Genomic DNA, 21,830 nt, shown 5'->3' on the forward strand with positions numbered 1-21,830 from the left:
AGCTTTCGGCTCCGGGAACACGCACGCAAGGGTTACACGATACTCTCGTGCCGACCCTAGCGAGCTTGGCTTAACGGCGCCTTACTTGGATCGAGAAAACCCTTACTGTCCAACGATCTGCGGCAGGGCCGCGAGGTCGTCCGGGGTCATCTGCGTGGGCGGCTGTTCGGCAAGATTGGCCATGGCCACGGTCAGCTCCTGCGCCCGTGGTGCGTCCATCGCCGCAAGGATCGGCGCCATCTTGCGAGGGGCCATGGTCTTGGCCACCTGCAGCAGCACGGCCATGTCGAGATTGTTGAAGATGGTCGCCGCATCCTTGGGCCGCATGTTTTCATACATGGCAACAATGCTGGCGAACTGGCCCGCTTCCATTTCCTGGCGCTGATCGACCAGCGTGGAAATCTGGTTTTCCAGCGCTTCCAGCGTCGTGGCGCGCTCTTCGATGCGCTTTTCGGCGGCATCGACGATCGAGGCGCGCAGCGCCAGATCGGCCTCATACTGCTGCAGCTCGGTGCGGCGGGCCACCAGGCGGTCGAGCAATTGCTGCTCGGTCGCCGAGGCGGAAGACGAGGCATTGATCGGCACGGGTTGGCCATCGGGGCCAAGCTCGGTGGGGACGGCATCGCCCGAAGGCAGGCAATCGATCATCGAGGCGGCAAAGCTGCCCGGAGCCGGCGCGACCTCTGCGTGGGCCTCGCCTTCGACAGCCGGTTCAGCATGGTCACCTGCTGGGGCAGCTTCGGCCTCTGGCTCGGCCGCAGCCGCGCCATGCGCAGCGCCGCCGGCGTTCTCATTGAGCACGGCTTCGCCGCTGTCAGTAATGGTCGCATCGGCTTCGACGCAATAGGTGCCGGTCGTATGGGCCGCCACCGGAGTCGCTGCAGCAGCGCCCTCTGCCGGGGCTGCACCGTGGTCGGCAGCAGGTGCCGCTTCGGCGGCTGGTGCGCCGTGTCCTCCACCCGCCGCTGCTGGCTGCCCGCCGATCGTCGGCGCCGTGTCATCAAGGGTCGGACTGGTATCTTCCAGCGTTGGCTCGGCGGCCGGGGTAATAGTCTGGTCGGCCTCTGTCGTGCCGCCGCCCTCCCCGCCGCCAGAAGCGGCGCCCGATGCCCGCGCCACGCCAACGCCGGTCAGCACATAGCCGCCATTGGTGACGAGACCGAGGGTCTTGAGCACCAAGAGCGCCGCGATGGCGAGGACGAGAACGGGCAGCAGGCGGATCTTGGTCACGCGGCAACTCCACGAGTGCGCACGCGGGCCGACAGCTGCTCAAGCGCCGATTGCACCTTGTTGGGGGGCTCGACTGGCTCGATCGCCTGGCTGTGACGAGCCACGCTGGTGATCTTAGCGATACGTTCCATCAGGACCGTGCCGGCATTGACGTGATTGGCCAGCTCGATGCCGAAGCGCTCGGCTTCTTCGAGGCGTGAATTGAGCGACAGGTCAGCCTCGACGGCCGTCTGCTTGAGCTCGCGGATCGCCTGATTGGCGAGGTTGGTGGCGCCGACGAGGTCAGCCACCATCTGGCGCAGCACGTCCTTGTCGGCATGCAGCCGCTTGAGACGCCCGTTCAGCACGATGCAGTAACCGATTGTCAGCGCGAGCAGAATGGCGACAGCGCCTTCCACTAGAAATCCCAGGGGCAAGCCGAACATCATCGTCCTTCCATTTTCTCGTCGATCGCTTCAAAGGCCGCCATGGTGACCTTGGGCGGATTAAGCGGGCGGGTGACCCGCACCGAAACATGATTGCCGATATGGCCCATGATGGCCTCGGTCAGCTCGACATCGCCGCAGCGCAGGCGCACTGGATCGGTCGGTGTACGCTCGAACATCACCGTGTCGCCGGGTTTGATACCCAGCATGCGCGACAGCGGCAGTTCCTGCTCGTGCAGCACGGCCTCGATCTCGACATCGGCCGAATAGATCTCGGTGGCGAGATGGCCTTCCCAGATCGGGTCGCGGCCGAATTTTTCGCCCATGAACATCTGCAGCAGCTGTTCGCGGATCGGCTCGATCGTGGCGTAGGGCAGCAGGATTTCGATCTTGCCGCCACGATCATCCATCTCGATGCGCAGCTCGATCAGGATTGCCGCATTGCCTGGGCGGGAAATGGCAGCGAAGCGCGGATTGGTTTCCATGCGCTCGAGCTTGAAATTGACCTGGGTCACCGGCTCGAAAGCGCGATGGGTGTCCTCGAGGATCACCTCGATCATCCGCCGCGCCAGCGCCAGTTCGATCGTCGTATAGGGCCGGCCTTCGACGCGGATATTGCCGCCGACGCGACGGCCGCCCAGCAGCACGTCGATCATCGAATAGATCAGCGAGCTATCGACGGTGAGGAGGCCATAATTCTCCCATTCCTCGGCCTTGATCACCGAAAGGATGGCGGGCAGCGGAATGGAGTTGAGATAGTCGCCGAAGCGCACCGAGGAGATCGAATCCAGCGTCACTTCGACGTTGTCGGAGGTGAAATTGCGCAGCGAGGTCGTCGTCAGCCGCACCAGGCGGTCGAAGACGATTTCGAGCATGGGCAGGCGCTCATAGCTCACCAGCGCCGAATTGATCAGCGCCTGGACGCCGGTCAGCTCGACATTGCTGCCGATGCTGGCGTCAAAACCGAGCAGGCTGTCGATTTCGTCCTGGTTGAGCACGCGGTCGGGGCCGCTTTCCCCCTCCCCGGCCTCTTCGATCATCGCGGCCCATTCGGCGGCGGCAGCGGCAGCGCGCTGCTCGTCGGTCTGGCCGTCATCGGGCGTGCCGATATCGTCCAGTCCCCACTCCTCGGCCAATTTGTCCTGATCTGAGGGTCCAGCCATCACTGCACCAGGATTTCCTTGAACAGGATGGATTCCACCTTGTTGGGATAGATCGCGACATTGACCCGGCGCAGCAACTCTTCCTTGAGGCGGTAGACACCGGCCGAGCCTTCGAGATCGGAGCGACGCAGCTCGCGCAGATAAACCTGGAAGGCGTCGATCACCTTGGCCATGCTCGGCTGGATCGCCGTCATCATCTCTTCATTGGCGACTTCGAGCGCCACGGTCAGCTTCATGAAGGCGCCATTGGCACCCTCGTTGTTGAGGTTCACGATCATCGGCGGCAGGTTGAAGATAAAGGTATGACCCGCCGCACCGGCCTCGCCGCCATGGCCATCGGCCGCAGCCTCGCCATGGGCCGCATCGCCCTCGGCAGGCGCGGAGCCGGCCGACAGGAACATGAAGAGCCCGGCACCGCCCAGCAGCACCACGATAGCCGCCGCACCGATGATGATGAAGAGCTTGGGAATGCCCTTCTTGGCTGGGGCGCCGTCTTCGACTTCTGCTTCAGCGGCCATTGGAACCTGCCAAACTAAGGGCTTTCCGGACGATTCCGGGTATCCGTTCAGCTAAGCGGCCAATGGTTAACGAATGGTTACAATTTACCTTTGACCGGCAATATTTGCCGGGCAGCTTTTGCCGCATGCGGAAAAACTAACCCGGCAAGGTTAGTCCACCCCTCACCACATAGCATTGATTTTATTAAATTTTTCGGCCTGGCATGGTTTCTGCAATGCTAAGTGCGAGGCGGCCGGCTTGGGGAAGCAGGTCATCTCGGGGACGTTAACTTTCCGGGGATCAGCAATGATCGAGAATGCGCAACTGATCAGCCTCAGCCGGCAGATAGGGCTGCAGCGGCAGATGGATGTGGTGGCCAATAACATGGCCAACATCAACACGACTGGCTTCAAGAGCGAACAGATCCTCTTCGAGGAATATGTCATGCCGGTTGCCCGCGATCAGGATTTCCCGCGCCTCGACCAGCCGCTGTCTTATGTGCAGGATTGGGCGACCATTCACGATCTCTCCGGCGGCGCCATGGTGCAGACCGGCAGCGAACTCGACGTCGGCCTCAATGGCGACGGCTTCTTTGCCGTGCAGACCCCCGGCGGCGACCGCTGGACCCGCGCCGGCTCCTTCCAGCTCAGCGCCGGCGGCGCGCTGGTCGATGCCAGCGGCAATCCGGTGCTGGGCGAAGGCGGCCCGATCCAGTTTGGACCGGAAGAAACCGACATCATGATCGGCGCCGATGGCTCGGTCAGCTCCAGCGCCGGCCAGAAGGGCCGCCTGCGCATCGTCGAATTCGCCAATGTGCAGGAACTGACCCGCGAGGGCAGCAATCTCTGGGCCGGTGGCACGCCTGTCGCTGCCACCCGCACCGGCGCCATGCAGGGCTTTATCGAAAAGTCCAATGTCTCGGGCGTCTCCGAAATGGCCGAAATGATCCGCGTCACCCGCGCATATGAATCGGCCGCCAACCTCGCCCAGAAGCAGGATGAGCTGCGCCGCAGCGCCATCCAGCGCCTTGGCGAAGCCAACGCTTAACCGGAAAGATTTGCCATGAAGGCTCTCTACATCGCATCGACCGGCATGAGCGCGCAGGAACGCAACGTCGAAGTCATTTCGAACAATATCGCCAATATGCGCACCACCGGCTTCAAGAAGCAGCGCGCCGAATTCGAGGACCTGCTCTACCAGCAGCTCACCCGCGCCGGCTCGTCCACTTCCGATACCGGCACCATGGTCCCGGCCGGCCTCGAAATCGGTTCGGGCGTGCGCACTGTTTCCACCCCGCGCGTGATGAGCCAGGGCGGCGTCAACTCAACCGAGCGCGAGCTCGACGTGGCGGTGCGCGGCGAAGGCTTCTTCATGGTGCAGATGCCGGACGGCCGTACCGCCTATACCCGCGACGGCTCGTTCGAGCGCTCTGCCGAAGGCGAGATCGTCACCTCGACCGGCTATGCGATCGATCCGGGCATCACCATTCCCGGCACGGCCTCCTCCATCGCCATCGCCCCCGACGGCATGGTCAGCGCCTATCTCGACAATGAGAGCACGCCGACCCAGATGGGCCAGCTCCAGCTCGCCCGCTTCGTCAACAAGTCGGGACTGGAATCGCTGGGTGACAACCTCTTCCTCGAAACCGCAGCCTCTGGCCCGGCCCAGGTCGGCACGCCCAATGCCGACGGCATTGGCAACCTGATGCAGGGCTACCTCGAAATGAGCAACGTCAACTCGGTCACCGAAATCGCCGACCTCATCGCCGCCCAGCGCGCCTACGAGATGAACGCTCGCGTCATCTCCGGCGCCGACGAGATGATGCAGGCCACGAGCCAGCTGCGCTAAGGGAGCTTTTCAAGATGATCCGTTCCGCCCTCGCCCTGCTCACCACCGCACTTATGGCCCAGACCGCCTGGGCCGCCCCGGTGCTGCGCGCCGACGTCACCGTTACCGCGCCAGTGGTCACCATGGCCGACATGTTCGACGATGCCGGCGCATCGGCCGAAGCCGGCCTGTTTCGCGCGCCTCAGCCCGGCACCAGCGGCATGGTACCGGTCAAGGACATCACCGCCGCCCTGGCCCGCATCGGCATTACCGAATTTAGTGCAGAAGGCCTGACCAGCATCCGCGTCAGCCGCGCCGCTAGCGTGGTCGATGAAACCACGCTGACCGACCTGATCGCCGCCGACCTCACCAATCGCGGCATTCTCGGCTCGTCCATGACGCTGGACGCCATCTTCTCGACGCCCGTCGAAGACATCAATGCCGAGGCCGTGGCCCAGCCGGCCAGCATCCTCAGCCTGCGCTACCTGCCCGGAAATGGCGCCTTCACCGCGCGCTTCGCCATCGCCGGCGTTGCCGAGCCGCTTGATGTGTCGGGCACGATCGAGCTGATGATCGCTGCACCGCATATCACCCGCAACCTGCCGGCCGGCACGCTGCTGACCGCGGACAATGTCCAGATGCGCCCGGTTCCGGTGCGATTCGTTGAAAGCGCCGGCGTTGCCCGCCTCGAGGACGTGGTCGGCAAGACGCTGACCCGCCAGAGCCGCGAGGGCATGATGCTGCGCCCCGCCGATGTCGCCGTACCGCTGATGGTCGGCAAGAATGACTCGGTCACCATCTATTTCCGCAAGGGCCCGATGACGTTGACCGTCAAGGGCCAGGCCATCACCAGCGCTGCCGAAGGCTCGCCGGTGCAGGTCCTCAACCTCATGTCCAAGCGCGTCATCAGCGCCACCGTCATTGCCCCCGGCGCGGTTGAAGTGGGTCAAGACCCGCTCGCCGTTGCAGGCCTCTAAGTCTCAGGAGACACCATTATGAACCTCTTCAAGCTCGCCACCCTCCTGACCATCACAGCCGCTCTCGCCGGCTGCAACACCACCGACCGCCTGGCCAATATCGGCAATGCGCCGGCGCTCAATGCCATTGCCGACCCGACCACCACGGCCGGCTACCAGCCGGTGCGCATGCCGATGCCGGAAGCCATCGCCGACACCTACCAGGCCAATTCGCTGTATCGCACCTCGGCGCGCGGCTTCTTCAAGGATGAGCGGGCCCATCGCATCGGCGACATTCTGACCATCATGGTGACCATCGACGACAGCGCCAAGATCGCCAACACCACCGCCTCGAGCCGCAGCGCGTCCAATTCGGCCGGCATGGGCGGCATCTTCGGTGCGGCGGTCGATACGCTGACCGATGGCGCCATCGACCCCGGCTCGGCGATCGAACTGGACTCGGCCCTCTCCAACCGCGGCAATGGCTCGGTCAACCGCTCGGAAAGCCTGCAGACCTCCATCGCCGCCGTCGTCACCCAGGTGCTGCCCAACGGCAATCTGGTCATCGAAGGCCGCCAAGAAGTGCGGGTCAATTTCGAAGTGCGCGACATGATCGTCGCCGGCATCGTCCGCCCCTCGGACATCCAGGCCGACAACACCATCCCCTCGTCCAAGATCGCCGAAGCCCGCATCTCCTACGGCGGCCGCGGCCAGATCACCGACGTGCAGCAGCCGCGCTACGGCCAGCAGGCCATGGACGCCATCCTGCCGTTCTAATTCAGAGCGTTGGCAGGAAAAGTGGTTCCCGGCTTTCCGTCCGGCAGCGCGGCCTGAAGACAAGAATTCCCACCGCACATTCCCCCAATGGTGCGGTGGGCTCCCCGGCAGGCCAGAAGACCTGCCCGGCCAGATCAGAAGATATCGGCCTTTCCCAGAGGCGCAGTCTCCCCGGCTGCGCCTCTTCCCTTTGTCAGAACTTGCCGGAGAGGCTGACGCTGAGCGCATGGCTATTGGCGCCATGGCTCATCACGCCGCCATAGGCGAGCTTGCCGGTGAGCGGGCTTCCGGGCAGCGACAGGTCGAGTGCCGCTTCGACATGCAGGACATCGCGACCCACCGGCGCCGTGGCGGTGACGGCATTGCCCAGAACGTTGACCGTACGGGTGAAATCGCCGACGCGCCGGCCATAAGCGAGATCCAGCGAGGGCGTTACCGTCATCGTATTGAGCGCCCAGGGTGAGCCGACGAGTTTTACGCCGATGCCAATCTCGCCCGTCGATCCATTGGCCGCAGCCCCATTCAGCGCCAAGAGGCTCGTCGAGCTTTCGCCAAAGGCGCCGAGCTGCTGATTGACCGCCCGGCCGAAGGCATAGGGCGACAATTCCGCAGCGCCGAGATCGAAGTGGAGACCAAGCTCGCTGCCGCCCCACAGAGCCATATCCGTGGCACTGGAGCTGGCGCTGAACCCGCCATTGCCCACCACCGTGCCGGCAAGCCCGGGCGCTGTCAGCCGGCTGGCCTGGCCCCAGAAGCTGCTGCCGCCCAGGGTGAGATCGGCAAAGAATGCCGTGTTATCGAACGACAGCGTGGCGCCGCCATGGATTCCACTATCGCTCGCCAGATTGCCATCGCCAGCCCGCAGGCCGGCGCTGCTGCCGCCGGCAAACAGGCCAAAGGACAGCTCCGGCGTCACCGCAAAATCCACGCCCGCCGCCAGGCCCGCCGTGCTGGTGGTGGCCGCCTGATTGAGCGTCATGCCATCGACCCGGCCAAAGCCGGCAAATGGCGTCACCCACCAGGCATAGGGCGCCGTCGCATCCACCGCGGCCGAGCGCGCCGCCACCGCATCCATCACCCGATCGAGCGTCGCCACATGGCTCCACGCCTGCTGGGCGTAGATTGTGCCGGTCGATGAACTAGCCGTCTCGACCAGATTGCCGACATTGAGCAGGCCCCAGCCATAGATCGGATCAATGCTCGCCGCGCCGATATCTGTCGCCGTATTCAGCACCAGCATCCGCAATTGCTGATAAGAGGCATTGGGATAGAGCTGCTTGGCAATCGCCAGCGCACCCGACACATGCGGCGCCGCCATGGAGGTGCCTTCCAACGTGCCATAGGCATTGCTGGGGTCGGCTGCCTGGCTGACCGGCAGGGTCGAATAGATCTGCCCGTCGCCACTACCGGCCGGCAGAACCGTGACCGCCGCATCGCCACCCGGCGCCGCCAGACACCAAGCCATGGCGACGCTGCAGGTCTGCGAATAGGAAGAGATCACACCCGTAGCGCCGACGGCCGCCACGGCCAGCCAGCCGCGTTCGAGCTGCGGATAATAATAGGGCAGTGCCGCCTGGAAGCTCAGCGGGAAATTTCCCAACGCGCTGATGTTGTTGGCGAAATTTCCATTGGCAAACACCATGACGCCATCCGACGCCACCACATTGCCCAGTTCGGCCGCCTGCGCGCCATAGGCCGCCTGCAGGGTCGCCACGGTGAAGGGCGTACGCGTGCCGGTCGCCCTGTCATAGGAGAAATCATAGCCGCTCGGCGCGGACCAGGAGGCATTGAAGATGCGCACGCCATTGGCGAGGCCATAGCGCAGGGTGCTCGACAGCGCCGTATATTCGGTGAACGGCCCGCCGCCGCCCTCAATCATCCGCATCGGCACGATGCTGGCACCCGACGCCACGCCCATCATGCCAATGCCGTTGCGGCTGGCCGCAATAATGCCGGCGACATGGGTGCCGTGCTCTTTTTCAGCGCCATTGTTGGGATCGCCGTCATATTGCAGCGGTCCCAGCTCATAGCCGTCATAGCCAAGGCCGATATAGCGGCCGACCAGATCGGGATGCAGCGCATAGAGCGGGTCGAGACCGGTATCGAGGCCCGTGTCGGTCACGCCGACCAGCACGCCGCGACCGTCGAGCCCCAGCGCCAACGCCTTGTCAACGCCGATCATCTTGAGGCCCCATTGGGCATTGAACTCGGCCTGGTAGTCCTGCGCGGAAGCGGGCATGGCAAAGACAAGCGCCATAACCAAAGCGCTGGCAGCGCAGAAAGAACGCAACATCGAACTGATATCCACTCGTTAACGAGAGGTTACTAACGGCACCCGATATTTCGGGTCAACGCGGCATCCGATCACAATTGGGCCGATGCGATTTGTGCTTAATGGCAGCGCGGCTTGATCGAATGCCAGCTCTGTGGAAGGACTGCCTGCAATACGGAGAATTGTTCATGTCGTTCCAGAAACTCGATACCCTTGGCCGCAAGCTCGAAGCGCTGGAGCATGCGCTATCGATCCTGGGCGCCGACGAGGCCACCCATATGGCGGTCGGCGGTGGCGACAAGCGTGCCGAGGCGATGTCGACGCTGGCCGGCATGTATCATGCCCAGGCCACCGCGCCCGAAATTGCCGACTGGATCGAGGCCGCCCGGCCCGAAAGCGAGGACCAGACCCTCGCCCTGGCCGAGTTCAAGCGGCAATATGTCAACGCCACCTGCCTCCCCACCGAATTCGTCGAGCGCCGCACGGCGGCCACCATGCGCTCCGAACAGCTGTGGCGCGACCTGCGCGCCAAGGGCGATTGGGATTCTTTCCTCCCGGCGCTGGAAGGCGTGGTGTCGCTGGTCCGCGAAGAATCCCAGCTCCGCGCCGAGGCGCTGAAGTTGACCCCCTATGATGCGCTGATGGATCAATATGATCCCGGCAACCGCACCGCCGATCTCGACGTGGTGTTTGGCGATCTCAAGAGCTTCCTCAAGGGTTTTGTGCCCGAGGCGCTCGATGCGCAGGAGCGCCGGCTGGCCAAGCGCCCGCGCAAGACGCTCAACGCGCCCTATCCGATCGAAAAGCAGCGCGAACTCGGCCTCGCCGCCATGCGTGCCGTCGGTTTTGACTTCACCCATGGTTCGCTCGCCGTGTCGCACCACCCCTTCTGCGGCGGCGTGCCCACAGATGTGCGCATGACCACGCGCTATCGCACCGATGAATTCCTGTCATCGCTGATGGGCGTGCTGCACGAGACCGGCCACGCACTTTATGAGCAGGGCCTGCCCAAGGACTGGTCACATTGGCCGCTCGGCAAGGCGCGCGGCATGGGGATTCATGAATCGCAGAGCCTTTTCGTCGAAATGCAGCTGTCGCGCAGCCCCGAATTCTGGGAATTCGCCCTGCCGCTGGTGCATCTGCACCTGGGCGACGACGCCATTCCGGGCTGGGAAATCGGGGACATTCTCAACGAGGTCAATTTCGTCGAGCGCGGCTATATCCGCGTCGATGCCGACGAGGTGACTTATCCGCTGCATGTCATCCTGCGCTACGAGCTGGAGCAGGAGCTGGTCAATGGCACGCTGGAAGCCAGCCAGATCCCCGAGGCCTGGGACGCCAAGATGACCGAATATCTCGGCATTTCGACCATCAATAATCCCAAGGACGGCCCGATGCAGGACGTGCATTGGCCCGGCGGCGCCTTCGGTTATTTCCCCAGCTATACGCTGGGCGCCATGATCGCCGCCCAGCAATGGGCCGCCCTCGAAAAGGCTCAGCCCGGCCTGCGCGACGATATCCGCCAGGGCGATTTCACCGGCATCAACCAGTGGCGCAGCGACAATATCTGGAGCCAGGGCTCGCGCTGGTCGACGCCCGACCTGATCACCCGCGCCACCGGCGAACCGCTCAACGCCGACTTCTTCAAGGCCCATCTCAAGAAGCGCTATCTGGCCTCCTAACTTGACACAGTCGTGGATGCGCCTATTTTTGGCGCATCCGCAGCACTGACCGGACGGCCCCCATGGATTCCACCCTGATCGACGCAATCGCCCGCATCGCTCATCTGGAATCCGCCCATGCCTGCCTCCGTCACCCTGCATCAGCTCAGCTATTCAACGCCCGATAACCAGCCGCTTTTCACAGCGCTCGACCTTTCCTTCGCCAACCAGCGAACGGGTCTGATCGGGCGCAACGGCACCGGCAAATCCACCCTGCTAGCCATCATCGCCGGACTTATCCAGCCCGCTTCGGGATCGGTTACCCTTCAGGGGTCGACCGGCATGCTGGAGCAGTCCGTGCAGGTGGGGGAGAACCAGACCATTGCCGATCAACTCGTCATTGTCCCCGACCTTGCCCGTTTGGACCGCCTCGAACGAGGGGAGGGTTCGGTTGAGGACGCTGGGGAAGCGGACTGGTCCCTGCCCGGTCGTATTGAAACCGCCCTCAAACAGGTCGGCTTGCCCGCCTATGACACCGACCGTCCCCTCGCTACGCTAAGCGGTGGCCAGCGTACCCGCCTGGCGCTGGCCCGACTAATCCTCGCCGAACCAGAGATCATCCTGCTCGACGAGCCGACCAATAATCTCGACGCCGGAGGCCGGCAGGCGGTGGTCGACCTGCTGCATAATTGGCGCGGTGCCGCCATCGTCGTCAGCCACGATCGCAGCCTGCTGCGTGAGATGGATGCCATTGTCGAACTGACCACCCTTGGCGCCCGAACCTATGGCGGCAATTGGGATCACTATGCCGAGTGCAAGGCGCTGGAGCTGGCCTCTGCTGTTCATGACTTGGCGACAAGCACCCGCAAGGTGGTCGAGATCGATCGCAAGCTGCAGGCCGTGGCCGAGAAGAAGGCGCGCAAGGATGGTGCCGGCAAGCGCAAGGCGGCCAGGGGCGATATTCCCAAGATCATGCTGGGCGGCATGAAGGAGAATGCCGAAAACACCAGCGGCGAAGGCGCCCGTCTGGCCAACCGCCTACGCAGCGATGCTGCCGAGGCGGCTAGCGAGGCACGGTCGAAGGTTGAAATCCTGACGCCACTGTCGGTCACGCTAACGCCGACCGGACTACCCGCCGGCCGCACCGTGCTGCAGGCAGATGCCCTGACCGGCGGGCCCGATGCTTCCGCCCCGATCATCCGCGACCTGTCGCTGCAACTGACCGGCCCGGAACGCGTCGCCATCACCGGTCCCAATGGTTCGGGCAAGACCACACTGCTGCGGCTGCTGACCGGCGCCCTTCCCGCCAGTTCCGGTGTTGCGCGCATCTTGGTGCCCTATGCCATCCTCGACCAGAGCGTCAGCCTGCTCGATCCAGCCCTGTCGATCCGCGACAATTTCCGCGCGCTCAACCCAGACGCCGACGAGAATACCGGGCGCGCCGCCCTCGCCCGCTTCATGTTCCGCGCCGATGCGGCGCTGCAACTGGCGGGGACTTTGAGCGGCGGGGAAATGCTGCGGGCTGGTCTTGCCTGCACCATTGGCGGCAATCATCCGCCGCACCTGTTGATCCTCGACGAGCCGACCAATCACCTGGATATCCATGCCGTGGAACAGGTTGAGGCGGGATTGCGCGGCTATGACGGGGCGCTGCTGGTGGTGAGCCATGATGAGGACTTCCTCGAGGCGATCGGCACCAGTCGCAAGATTGCCCTGACGATGAACGGATTCTGAACCGCCGCCTCAGGCGCCGTTCCAAATCAGTCGGCTAATTCTCATGTCATCGGCAAGAAGCGCTCGGAGGGAGCGCAGCCAAACAGGAGAGACAAAATGATCCGCACACTCATCATCACCGCCGTCGCAACCCTGGCCATCGGCGCCATGGCTGCCCCCGCCATGTCCAACGACGTCTTCGTCAACCAGTTCGGTTTCGGCAATGCCGCCGGCGGCAATCAGTCGGGCTGGAATAACACGCTCGGCGTGCACCAGACCGGCCACTGGAACACCGCCGTTGGCCACCAGAATGGCGGCAACAATGTCGGCGCCGTCGGCCAGCAGGGCAACAACAACTATGGTGACACCTGGCAGAACGGCTGGAACAATGCCGCCGGCGTCGGCCAGTTTGGCGACAACCACACCGCCATCGTCACCCAGGACGGCAATGGCAATGTCGCCGCCGGCGTACAGGTCGGCAATGGCTGCAATGCCAATGTCGTGCAGGGCGGCTCGGGCAATGTCACCGCCTTCGTCCAGGCCTGCCCCTGATCCGAGGCCAGTTTGATCCGCGCATTGCCGGAAGGCTTCAGCCTTCCGGCTCGCCAAGAGGAGGACATTATGAGCATTCCATCCAGCAGCGCCATCGCCCTCGGCCTGGTCATCGCGGCCATCGCCGCCACCAGCGGCCTGGCCAATTCAGGCGGCAGTGACACCATCCAGTGCGGCATCGCCGAAAGCCACCAGAACGGCATGCAGGCGCTCGAGGGCACCCTGACCAGCCCCGTCGCGGTCAGCGGCGAATATCGCTTCGCCATCCAGAGCGCCAGCAATGGCGGCTCGTCAAACATCAGCCAGGGCGGCTTTTTCTCGGCCAATGCCAATGAGATCACCACGCTGGGCAAGGTCATGCTCAATAGCGGCGCCAAAAATACCGTGGTCTTTGACGTGACGGTGGACGGCAAGAAGATCGATTGCAATCAGGCGCTTACGCACCGGCTTTGACTCAATCTGCCCGGCGACTGACAGGGCTCCAGGCAACTGGGGCCCTTTCGCTTTTCCGCAGGAATTCCGGCAACTGAACGGATTCTGAACATCGTGCTCCAACCCGGTTCAGTCGCCGCTCTCTAGGGTGAAGTCATCGGCTGGAACACTCCAGCGCTAACATCCTCAGGGAGAGACGCCATGACCACCAAGTTCACCAAGACCCTTGCTGCTGCGCTCATCGGCGCTGCCATCCTGACCGCCCCAGCCATGGCCGCGGGCCAGCTGTCGATCAACTTCACCCCGACCGATCCCGACCAGCAGCAGGCGCTGGGCGCTGGGCTGCAGATCTTCTCCCTGGTCAAGGGCCTCTCGGCCACCGGCGCCAATGCCAGCCAGAATGGCAATAACAACGGCGCCGGCTTCAACCAGAACGGCTGGGGCAATCATGGGTTGATCGTGCAGGAGGGCAATGGCCACCAGGGCACCATCCAGCAGAACGGCAATGGGAATAATTGCGGCCTGTTCCAGTTTGGCGAGAATACCAATGGCCAATGCGTGCAGAACGGCAATGGCCAGTCCAGCCTCACCACGGTGTTCGGCTTCTAGGCCTCGACCAAGACGAAATTATCCACGGGCCCTGCGGGGCCCGTTTGCTTTGGCGGTTAGTTGAGGAACACCGTCACCGTATCGCCGCGCCCCGAAGCATCGACCACCGAGAGTGTCACATAGCCCGGCCCATCCGGTTTCCAGCTGCTCTGCCGGGCGAATTCGGGGCGACCGATCGGGGCGCCATTGGCGAAATAGGTGAAGGGCGGCACGCCGTTGCGGACCTTGACCATCAACGGCGAGATGCTCCCCGCGCTGAGGCCCAGATCGACATCGACGCCATCGCCGGGGAAGGCGATTTCCGGCGCAGAGACGCGGGCCACCAGATCCTCATCGGGATGGCGGAAGCGCCTGAGCGGACTGGGCAGTTCGGTATTGGAGGCAAAGATCACGCCGTCCGGGGCGCGCGGCAAAGGCGCCTTGCGATTGCCGAGGCGATCGAAGGCTTCGAACAGGATTGGCGCGGCGCCGACAATGCCCGAGAGGCCCGGAACCGGGGCGCCGTCAGGACGACCGACCCAGACACCGATGACCGTCTTGCCATCAAAGCCGATCGCCCAGGCGTCGCGATAGCCATAGGAGGTGCCGGTCTTGTAGGCGATGCGGCCGGGCGAACCGTTGAGCGGCGGCGGCACGTCGGCAAGGATATCGGAGACATACCAGGCGGCAACCGGGTCAAGCACCGGGGCTGCAAGCGTGAGGTTTGCTTGCGGTTTGATGCCATCTTGCAGGGTGATTGGCTTGCCGCCGTTACCGATGGCCGCATAGACGGAAACCAGATCGCGAAGGGTGATGCCGACGCCGCCAAGGCCGACGGCAAGACTGGGCGCCGTGTTCACCGGCAGGCGCGGATCGGCATGGGCGCGGCGCAGGCGGGACACCAGCCGCGCCGGGCCGACGGCATCGAGCACCACCACCGCGGGAATGTTCAGCGACTCGGTCAGCGCATCGTGGATCGACACCGTGCCGCGGCTGAAGCCGTCGAAATTAACCGGCACATAGGCGCCAAAGGCGGTGGGACGATCCTCGATCAGGCTCTGCGGATGGGCGAGGCCGAGTTCGAAGGCGAGGCCATAGATCAGCGGCTTGAGCGTCGAGCCGGGCGAGCGGATCGCCGTGGTCATGTCGACGAAGCCGGCGCTCTGGGTGGCAAACAGCCCGGCCGAGCCAACCGAGGCCAAGACTTCGCCGGTCTGGATATCGGCAGCGACGATGGCGACGGAGACTTTCGGATCAAGGATGCGAGCGCGTCCAGCGGCGAGGCGTTCCAGCGCTTCCTGCAGCCGCTTGTCAATCGTCAGCTCGACCTGCCGCGCCTCTGGCTGCGCCTTGACGGCCTGTTGCGCCATATGGGCGGCCAGCATGGGGAATTCGCGGCGGACTGTAGGCACCGGTTCGTGCTTGGCGGCCATGGCTTCTTCGGCTGGCAGCGCGCCCATGGCGACGAGGCGATCCAGCACCATGTCGCGACTGCGCTGCGCGGCCAGCGGATCGCGATCCGGACGGCGGGCTTCAGGCGACTGCGGCAGGGCCACGAGGAGCGCGGCTTCGGCCGTGGTCAGGCGGGCCGGCTCCTTGCCAAAATAGGCTAGGCTTGCCGCGCGGACGCCTTCGATATTGCCGCCATAGGGGGCCAGCGTCAGGTAGAGGTCGATGATCTGGTCTTTGCTCAGCTCATTCTCGAGCCGGTGGGCATGCACCATCTGGCGCAGCTTGCCCCAGAGGTTGCGCGTCGGCTGGCCCTCGATCAGGCGAGCCACCTGCATGGTCAGCGTCGAACCGCCGGAAACCACGCGCCCCCCTGCCCCGACAAACTGGCCGGCGGCGCGCGCCATGGACGACCAGGCGATGCCATCGTGGCTCACGAAATTTCGGTCCTCATAGGCGATCAGCATATCGAGGAAACGCGGATCGACACCGGACCGCTCGACCGGCAGCCGCCAGCGGCCGTCGGCTGTAGTGAACGGGCGGAGCAGTTGTCCGTTGCGGTCGGAGACGGCGGCGGACACCGGCAGCGTCGCGACATCGGGCGTCGGCGGCAGCGTGGCCGCGATGCCGATCAGGGTGGAATTGAGCTGGATCAGGCCGGCACAGGCCATGACGAAGAGCGAGAAACCGGCCAGGGTGAGGCGGCGGGTCCAAAGACCCGACGCCTCCTGTTTCACTGATGCGGCCCCGTCGCTCATGGCCCGGTGGAGGTGACCTCGATCGAACCGGCTGCCGTGTTAGCGCGGTATTCGGGCCGGTACATGTCTTCAACCGTGGCTCCCGGCAGCACGAAGGTGCCGGGGGAGACGGCGCGGACCAGATAGGCCGTCTGGAACGAACCGCTGTCCGAATAGTAGCGGAAGGCCGCCACATATTGGTCGGTGCGGGATTCCACATGCGTCGCCGTATCCAGCGTCAGCCAGCCGAAGTCGGAGACGCCACCGCCGGCCGAGAGGTCGGGGTTTTCGATCTCGAAACCCGCCGGCAGCGGATCGGCGACCATATATTGGCCGGAGCCGAGCTGTTGCGGGCTGACGGTGAGCAGGACAACCAGGCGGTCGTTCTGGGCGAGCGTGCCGTCGGTCGGATCGACGGGCGTGCCATCGGGCAGGAAGTATTCGCGGCTCAGGATGAAGCCATTGCTGGATTCCTCCGGCGCCACTTCGGGATAGCCGGTGACCGTCACCTTGGCCTCGGTACCGGCAGAGCCGGTATTGGCAATGTCGAGCGGCGCAAAGTCAGCCTCGTCGATGGAACGATAGACCTGGCCGGTTAGTGCTTCGCCATTGAGGGTAATGGAACCGTCGGTGCTGGAGGCGCCGAGAGCCGCCGCCGCGAGCAAGGTCCAGCTGTCTTCCTGAGTGGAGGTGTAGTCGGCACGGTCGCGCAGCTTGGCGAGCTGGTTGGCCAGAGCCGTCAGGTCCACGCTGGCCGGCTTGAACTCGGCGGCCAGGGCCAGCACGCCTGCGGTATCGCGCAGGCGGGTGCCATAGTCGCCGCGATAGCGATTGCTGTCGGGCTGGCCGAGCGCGTCCAGGGCTGCCGCGAAGGCGGAATTGGCACGGCCCGGATCGCCGTAGAGCGCGAGTGCTGCGCCGAGCTGTGCCTTGGCCAGCGGCGAACCGAAGGCCGAGAGGCGAGCCTCGTGATAGTAGCGCAGGTCGCCCATCGAGACGCGGCCGGCGCGGGCCAGGTCATAGAGGGCATAGGCGATGTCTTCGCCGCCATTGTCGAAGTCAGCGGCGTAGGACAGCTGGTTGGAGAGATTATCCAGCGCCATGGTCATGGCCTGTTCCGGCACCGCATAGCCGGCTGCCTTGGCGCGCAGCAGGAAGTCGGTGACGAAGCCGTCGAGCCACAGGTCGCCGCCATCAAAGGGTCCCCAGAGGCCGAAACCGCCACCGGAGGTCTGCTTGGAGAGGATATCGGCAATCGCCAAGGTGACCGTGTCCTTCAGCTCCTCTTCGCCGCCGAGGCCGATCAGCTTGGCCACGTCGTTGAGATAGAGCAGCGGCAGGGCACGGCTGGAGAGCTGCTCGGCACAGCCATAGGGGTAGCGGTCGAGCGAGAGCAGCAGCCCGGGCACGTCGAGACGGGCCAGTGGGCCGATCGCCAGGGTCATCTTGCCGGTGTTGGCCAGATAGCTGTCGAAGAACTCATTGCCGACGGTGACGCTGTCGCCCGCCTTGATCGGCAACAGGCGGCTTTGGGTGACGGGGGCGCTGATCGGACGAACGCCGAGCAGCAGTTCCTTGGTCTGGGTCGTGCCATCGGGGGCGGTGATGTTGAGCACCACCGGCCAATCGCCGATCTGCATGCCGTTGAGCTTGAGGTCGAGCGAGGTGCGTTCGCCTTGGGCCAGGGTGACATCGTTGGAGCCGGACGGCGTGGCAATGCCCTCGCCGGTCGAGAGCGCAACGCCATAGCTGCCGGCGGCGCCGGAGATATTGTCGATTTCGACCAGCAGGCGCGATTCATCGCCAACGCGCATGAAGCGCGGCGGGCTGAGGGTGACGACCACCGGATCACGAACGATCACATCGGCCGAGGCGTGCCCCACCGAAGTCTCGCTCCAGGCCATGGCCATCACGCGGACGGTGCCGGAGAAATCGGGCATGTCGAAGGTGACGGTGGCCTTGCCCTCGGCATCGACCTGGACGATGCCGGAGTGCAGCGCCACCAGCACCGAAGTGGCCGGAGGCGTGCCGGTGCGCGAGGAACCGCCGTCACCGCCCGAGCGCATCGCACCGGCCAGACCCTGGGTCGGATCGATCAGCGAGCCATAGAGGTCGCGAACATCCATGCCGAGCTGGCGCTGGCCGAAATACCAGCCATCGGGATCGGGCACCTTGAAATTGGTCAGGTTGAGAATGCCCAGATCGACCGCCGCGACGGCGACATAGGCGGTTTCGCCGGCTGCGAGATTGCCGAGGTCCACCGTGGTGGTGAAGCTCTGGCGTGGAAGGGTTTCGCTGGGCGTATCCAGCGTCACGTCGAGCTGGCGATCACCGGGATCGACATCGGCAAAGGCCAGGCCCAGGGCGCGCGAGGGCATGCGCTTTTCGGCGGCATCGGACGGACGGTAGAGGATAGCCGTCACATAGGCGCCGGGGCCCCATTCTGCGGTCACGTCCAGCGGCACGGTGGTGCCGCCTTCGGGCACATCCACCGCCTGCATGGCGATGACGCGGTTATCGACCACCATGATCAGGGCCGTGCCGGCGAACTGCGGATCGAGCTTGAGATTGGCGGTGTCGCCGACCTTGTAGGCCGGCTTGTCGAGGGCAACCTGCAGCGTATCGGGCGTGTCGCTGCCCGCATCGGCGTAATAATAGCCGGCGTAGAATTCATAAGAGGCCGACGTGTCGTCGCCATTGACCTCGACGCGATAGAGGCCCCAGTCGACATTGGCGCCGATGCTGGCCGGACCGCCGTCAGGCGTTTCGGCCGTACCGGTGGCGACTTCGCGGGTGGTGGTGATGGCTTCCCACTGCCAGGCCGAGCCATTGCGATACCACTGGTAGTTGGTCTCGACGCGCGAGATCGACCAGTCGAGGCCGGAGGTGGCAACGGCTTCGCCTTCGGGAGAGACGGCGATGATGTCGAACCTGGCTTCGCTGCCTTCGGCCAAGCCGGTGGCGTCGCTGAAACTCGGCTTGATGCCAATGCGATTGCCGTCAGCCAGCACGGGCCGGCTGATGCTCCGTTCGATGCTGCGGCCATTGCTGTCGACGAGGCGCAGCAGCAGCTGGGCCGTGAGCGGACGCGTGGTGACCTGCGTCTCGGGCAGGGTCACTTCGGCTACGGCATTACCGGATTCATCTGTGGTGCCGACAACGCCCAGCGGTTCGCGGGTGGTTTCAATGGTGTCGTCGAGGCGGCCGAAGGTGTAGCCGGGGAAATCCGCCAGCGTCGTGGTCGGGCTGATGATGGCATCGGCTTCGATATTGAGGCCGGGCGCGGTGGCGCCGTAGAGATACTTGGCGGCGACGTCGATTTCGCTGGTGGCGCCGGCCTCGAAGGGCGCGTCGGCAGCAGTGACCTCGAAGGCCAGGCGTTCGGGCTCGAAATCTTCGACGAGAAAAGTGGTGCTGGAGAGCGCTTCGGCCTTGGGATCGGCATAGAGCCGGGCGGTCCAAGAGCCGCGCATGGCTTCAGAAACCATGGGCAGGGCGGCGAAATAGCCGCCGGCGCCTTCATCCTTCAGCACTTCACGGGTGGCAACCACGCCGTCGGGACGTTCGACTTCCAGCGTCAGCGGCAGGCCGGTTACGGCATTGGCGCGTTCGTCGCGCAAAAGTGCAGTGAGATAGACCACTTCGCCGGGGCGATAGACGCCGCGCTCGGTGGTGGCAAAGACATCCAGCGGACCGGGCGACGGACGGCCTTCGACGCCGCGATCGGTGAGATCGAAAGCCGGGCGGGTCAGGTCGAGGAAGGCATAGTCGCCGTCAGTGGTTTCGGCGACCAGCAGTTGTGGCGCCCTGCCCCCAGTGCCACGGGCCAGGCCCGGCGCGAAGACGGCGCGGCCATCGGCATCGGTTGTGGCTTCGCCAAGCACTTCATTATTGACCGCAACCAGGCGCACCGTGGCATCAGCGATCGGCTGCGCATCGCTCAGCCCGCGCACGAAGGCATGCACACCGTCGTCGCCCTCGATCGTAGTCAGGCCGAGATCAGTGACGATGAACCATTGCGTGGCCTGGTCGTCCCAATATTCTTCGCTGCCCTTGGCAATGCGGGCGGTGATGACATAGGCGCCCGGCTCCATCTGGCCGAGGGCATCGGCGACGGGAATGGCGGTGGTGATCAGTGCATTGGGCTCGCCTTGCGCCAGGTCGACCTCGCCGGTCCAGACCTGTTCGCCGACACGGTCGGCAATGTCCTCGGCGCCATATTGGGAGAGATTGCCCTGGAAAATGCCATCGCGCACGGCAGTGGCGATGGAGCGGTCGCCGATCCGGTAAATCATCACCTCGGCGGTTTCGGCATTGACCGAGGTGATCGGCAGGCCGCCGCCGAGACCAGCGGGCATGACATAGGCATTGTTGGCAAAGCCGACGAAGGGGGCGCGATCGGGCACATAGACGTCGAGCACCACATCCTTGAGCAGGCTTTCGCCATCGGCCGACGGCAGGCCGGCGCGCAGACGGATCGAGTAACGGCCGCCATGCGACAGGCCCTCGACGCAGATCTGGTCCTGCTCGGTTTCAACCGATGCCTGGGGCGTGTCGGCGACCACGACATAGGCGGAGAGATCGCCCTGCCCGATCGGCAGCGGATCGGAGAAAATCGCGCAGATGCGCGGCGAAGCGGCCTCGGCATCGACGAGGTGATCGGTGACGCGGAAACCGTTCTGCGCCACGACATCGTCGAGATGCGCAGAGACGGCGTCATTGGGGGCGAGGCTGAGGCTTAGGCGATAGGTGGCAATCGCCTCGCGCCACATCTCGCGATATTCGAGGCTATTGGCCAGGGCCGCCAGCGCATCGGCACGGTCGACGGCTTCGGTCGAGCGCAGGAAGGCGTTCATCGCCGCCGAAGCGGCCGTCTGGGCCAGGTCATAGCTATTGTCGCCCTCGGACTGGCCGGCAACGGCCTCGGCGCGGTTGAGCGACGACTGGGCCAGCGCCTGCCAGATCACCGGATCATTGGCGTTGATGGCCAAGGCCTGGCGGTAGGCGACGATGGCACCGGCGACATTGTCCTCCGCCATGGCCTCATTGGCTGATGTCACGAGGTCGGCATAGGTCACCTTGGGCGGCGGCGCATCAGTCTGCGGCAGGCTGGTGGCAAAGCTCTTGGCTGTGTCGATGATATCCTGGGCGGGGAATGGCAGTTCGGCCTGGCGCACCGCTTCGGTGACCGCCGGCGACGGCGCACGGCTGACGCGGCCAGAGGTAGCATTGTTGAACTGGGTCTCATCGCCCACCTGGCCCTTGAGGAAGCACCAGTTGGACTGGGCATTGAAGGTGAAGGCGCGACAGATATTGTCGTCAGTGCAGGCGGCCGTGCAGGCGTCGAGATCGACATCCCTGAGGATGGAATAGTCAAAGCCCGGCAGGTCGGTATTTTCGAGCAGGGTGACCTTGGTATCGGCCGCAGTGGCGCCGGAGACACCGAGCGACAGCATCAGCGCTAGCCCAAGCCAGCGCAATTTCGAGACCACCTGCAGCATGTTGCCCTCCCAAGTTCAACGGCACCATATGGGCGCGGCGACTTGACGG

At 64.5% G+C, this 21,830-nt stretch carries 16 protein-coding genes; 9 read left to right on the forward strand and 7 right to left on the reverse strand.

Annotated elements, in window-relative coordinates; translation table 11 throughout:
* Window positions 1-102: 102 nt before the first annotated feature.
* Genes BM045_RS06980 through BM045_RS06995 form a run of 4 tightly spaced genes read right to left on the reverse strand, consistent with a single transcriptional unit; the run spans window position 103 to window position 3,336 of the window.
* Window positions 103-1,230, reverse strand: coding sequence for a MotE family protein (locus BM045_RS06980; RefSeq protein WP_092181402.1), 1,128 nt, complete (start codon window positions 1,228-1,230; stop codon window positions 103-105).
* Window positions 1,227-1,655 carry a DUF6468 domain-containing protein gene (locus BM045_RS06985; protein WP_139198737.1) on the reverse strand — a complete coding sequence of 143 codons (429 nt, stop codon included), beginning with the start codon at window positions 1,653-1,655 and terminating at the stop codon, window positions 1,227-1,229. The genes BM045_RS06980 and BM045_RS06985 overlap by 4 nt, the downstream gene beginning before the upstream one ends.
* Window positions 1,655-2,818 (reverse strand): flagellar motor switch protein FliM, encoded by a 1,164-nt coding sequence (gene fliM / locus BM045_RS06990; RefSeq protein WP_092181407.1) that lies wholly within the window; start codon window positions 2,816-2,818, stop codon window positions 1,655-1,657. The genes BM045_RS06985 and fliM overlap by 1 nt, the downstream gene beginning before the upstream one ends.
* Window positions 2,818-3,336 carry a flagellar basal body-associated FliL family protein gene (locus BM045_RS06995; protein WP_092181409.1) on the reverse strand — a complete coding sequence of 173 codons (519 nt, stop codon included), beginning with the start codon at window positions 3,334-3,336 and terminating at the stop codon, window positions 2,818-2,820. Before BM045_RS06995 ends, fliM begins: the two co-directional genes overlap by 1 nt.
* 286 nt (window positions 3,337-3,622) lie before the next feature.
* Here BM045_RS06995 and flgF point away from each other — a divergent pair, with 286 nt between their 5' ends.
* Genes flgF through flgH form a run of 4 tightly spaced genes read left to right on the forward strand, consistent with a single transcriptional unit; the run spans window position 3,623 to window position 6,876 of the window.
* On the forward strand, window positions 3,623-4,363 hold the full coding sequence (flgF, locus tag BM045_RS07000) for a flagellar basal-body rod protein FlgF (RefSeq protein ID WP_348271237.1): 741 nt from the start codon (window positions 3,623-3,625) through the stop codon (window positions 4,361-4,363).
* A gap of 15 nt (window positions 4,364-4,378) precedes the next feature.
* Window positions 4,379-5,164 (forward strand): flagellar basal-body rod protein FlgG, encoded by a 786-nt coding sequence (gene flgG, locus BM045_RS07005; RefSeq protein ID WP_092181411.1) that lies wholly within the window; start codon window positions 4,379-4,381, stop codon window positions 5,162-5,164.
* Between the two features lie 14 nt (window positions 5,165-5,178).
* The gene (flgA, locus tag BM045_RS07010; protein WP_092181413.1) at window positions 5,179-6,120 is read left to right on the forward strand and encodes a flagellar basal body P-ring formation chaperone FlgA; all 942 of its coding nucleotides are present in this window, start codon (window positions 5,179-5,181) and stop codon (window positions 6,118-6,120) included.
* Window positions 6,121-6,138: 18 nt separating this feature from the next.
* The gene (gene flgH, locus BM045_RS07015; protein ID WP_092181415.1) at window positions 6,139-6,876 is read left to right on the forward strand and encodes a flagellar basal body L-ring protein FlgH; all 738 of its coding nucleotides are present in this window, start codon (window positions 6,139-6,141) and stop codon (window positions 6,874-6,876) included.
* 193 nt (window positions 6,877-7,069) lie between these two features.
* Here flgH and BM045_RS19280 read toward each other — a convergent pair whose 3' ends face one another.
* Entirely contained in the window at window positions 7,070-9,169 is a 2,100-nt protein-coding gene (locus tag BM045_RS19280; RefSeq protein WP_092181417.1) for a S8 family peptidase, read from the reverse strand.
* Between the two features lie 167 nt (window positions 9,170-9,336).
* Between BM045_RS19280 and BM045_RS07025 the strand changes: the two genes are divergently transcribed.
* The 5 genes from BM045_RS07025 (at window position 9,337) to BM045_RS07045 (ending at window position 14,115) form a co-directional block, all read left to right on the forward strand.
* A complete protein-coding gene (locus tag BM045_RS07025; RefSeq protein ID WP_092181419.1) occupies window positions 9,337-10,830 on the forward strand; it encodes a carboxypeptidase M32 in 1,494 nt (497 codons plus the stop codon).
* Between the two features lie 117 nt (window positions 10,831-10,947).
* Complete coding sequence (locus BM045_RS07030; protein WP_092181421.1) at window positions 10,948-12,543, forward strand: ABC-F family ATP-binding cassette domain-containing protein; 1,596 nt, start codon at window positions 10,948-10,950, stop codon at window positions 12,541-12,543.
* A gap of 96 nt (window positions 12,544-12,639) precedes the next feature.
* The gene (locus BM045_RS07035) at window positions 12,640-13,074 is read left to right on the forward strand and encodes a curlin (RefSeq protein WP_092181422.1); all 435 of its coding nucleotides are present in this window, start codon (window positions 12,640-12,642) and stop codon (window positions 13,072-13,074) included.
* Between the two features lie 69 nt (window positions 13,075-13,143).
* Entirely contained in the window at window positions 13,144-13,527 is a 384-nt protein-coding gene (csgH, locus tag BM045_RS07040; protein WP_092181423.1) for a curli-like amyloid fiber formation chaperone CsgH, read from the forward strand.
* Window positions 13,528-13,707: 180 nt separating this feature from the next.
* On the forward strand, window positions 13,708-14,115 hold the full coding sequence (locus BM045_RS07045) for a hypothetical protein (RefSeq protein WP_092181425.1): 408 nt from the start codon (window positions 13,708-13,710) through the stop codon (window positions 14,113-14,115).
* A 56-nt stretch (window positions 14,116-14,171) separates the two neighbouring features.
* Here the strand turns inward: BM045_RS07045 and pbpC are convergent, their stop codons facing one another.
* Together pbpC and BM045_RS07055 are read right to left on the reverse strand one after the other, a co-directional pair.
* Window positions 14,172-16,280, reverse strand: a complete 2,109-nt coding sequence (gene pbpC, locus BM045_RS07050) for a penicillin-binding protein 1C (protein WP_244522917.1) — start codon at window positions 16,278-16,280, stop codon at window positions 14,172-14,174.
* A 17-nt stretch (window positions 16,281-16,297) separates the two neighbouring features.
* Window positions 16,298-21,781: an alpha-2-macroglobulin family protein gene (locus BM045_RS07055; RefSeq protein ID WP_092181427.1), complete on the reverse strand. Its 5,484-nt coding sequence runs from the start codon at window positions 21,779-21,781 to the stop codon at window positions 16,298-16,300.
* Window positions 21,782-21,830 lie beyond the last annotated feature (49 nt).

This window comes from Devosia sp. YR412, from assembly GCF_900110945.1.
Classification (GTDB): domain Bacteria; phylum Pseudomonadota; class Alphaproteobacteria; order Rhizobiales; family Devosiaceae; genus Devosia.

Coding starts and splice junctions, on each gene's coding strand:
- BM045_RS07045 (WP_092181425.1), top strand. CDS start 13,708: ATGACCACCAAGTTCACCAAGACCCTTGCTGCTGCGCTCATCGGCGCT.
- flgG (WP_092181411.1), top strand. CDS start 4,379: ATGAAGGCTCTCTACATCGCATCGACCGGCATGAGCGCGCAGGAACGC.
- BM045_RS06995 (WP_092181409.1), bottom strand. CDS start 3,336: ATGGCCGCTGAAGCAGAAGTCGAAGACGGCGCCCCAGCCAAGAAGGGC.
- BM045_RS07030 (WP_092181421.1), top strand. CDS start 10,948: ATGCCTGCCTCCGTCACCCTGCATCAGCTCAGCTATTCAACGCCCGAT.
- BM045_RS06985 (WP_139198737.1), bottom strand. CDS start 1,655: ATGTTCGGCTTGCCCCTGGGATTTCTAGTGGAAGGCGCTGTCGCCATT.
- BM045_RS19280 (WP_092181417.1), bottom strand. CDS start 9,169: ATGTTGCGTTCTTTCTGCGCTGCCAGCGCTTTGGTTATGGCGCTTGTC.
- flgA (WP_092181413.1), top strand. CDS start 5,179: ATGATCCGTTCCGCCCTCGCCCTGCTCACCACCGCACTTATGGCCCAG.
- BM045_RS07055 (WP_092181427.1), bottom strand. CDS start 21,781: ATGCTGCAGGTGGTCTCGAAATTGCGCTGGCTTGGGCTAGCGCTGATG.
- csgH (WP_092181423.1), top strand. CDS start 13,144: ATGAGCATTCCATCCAGCAGCGCCATCGCCCTCGGCCTGGTCATCGCG.
- flgH (WP_092181415.1), top strand. CDS start 6,139: ATGAACCTCTTCAAGCTCGCCACCCTCCTGACCATCACAGCCGCTCTC.
- flgF (WP_348271237.1), top strand. CDS start 3,623: ATGATCGAGAATGCGCAACTGATCAGCCTCAGCCGGCAGATAGGGCTG.
- fliM (WP_092181407.1), bottom strand. CDS start 2,818: ATGGCTGGACCCTCAGATCAGGACAAATTGGCCGAGGAGTGGGGACTG.
- BM045_RS07025 (WP_092181419.1), top strand. CDS start 9,337: ATGTCGTTCCAGAAACTCGATACCCTTGGCCGCAAGCTCGAAGCGCTG.
- BM045_RS07035 (WP_092181422.1), top strand. CDS start 12,640: ATGATCCGCACACTCATCATCACCGCCGTCGCAACCCTGGCCATCGGC.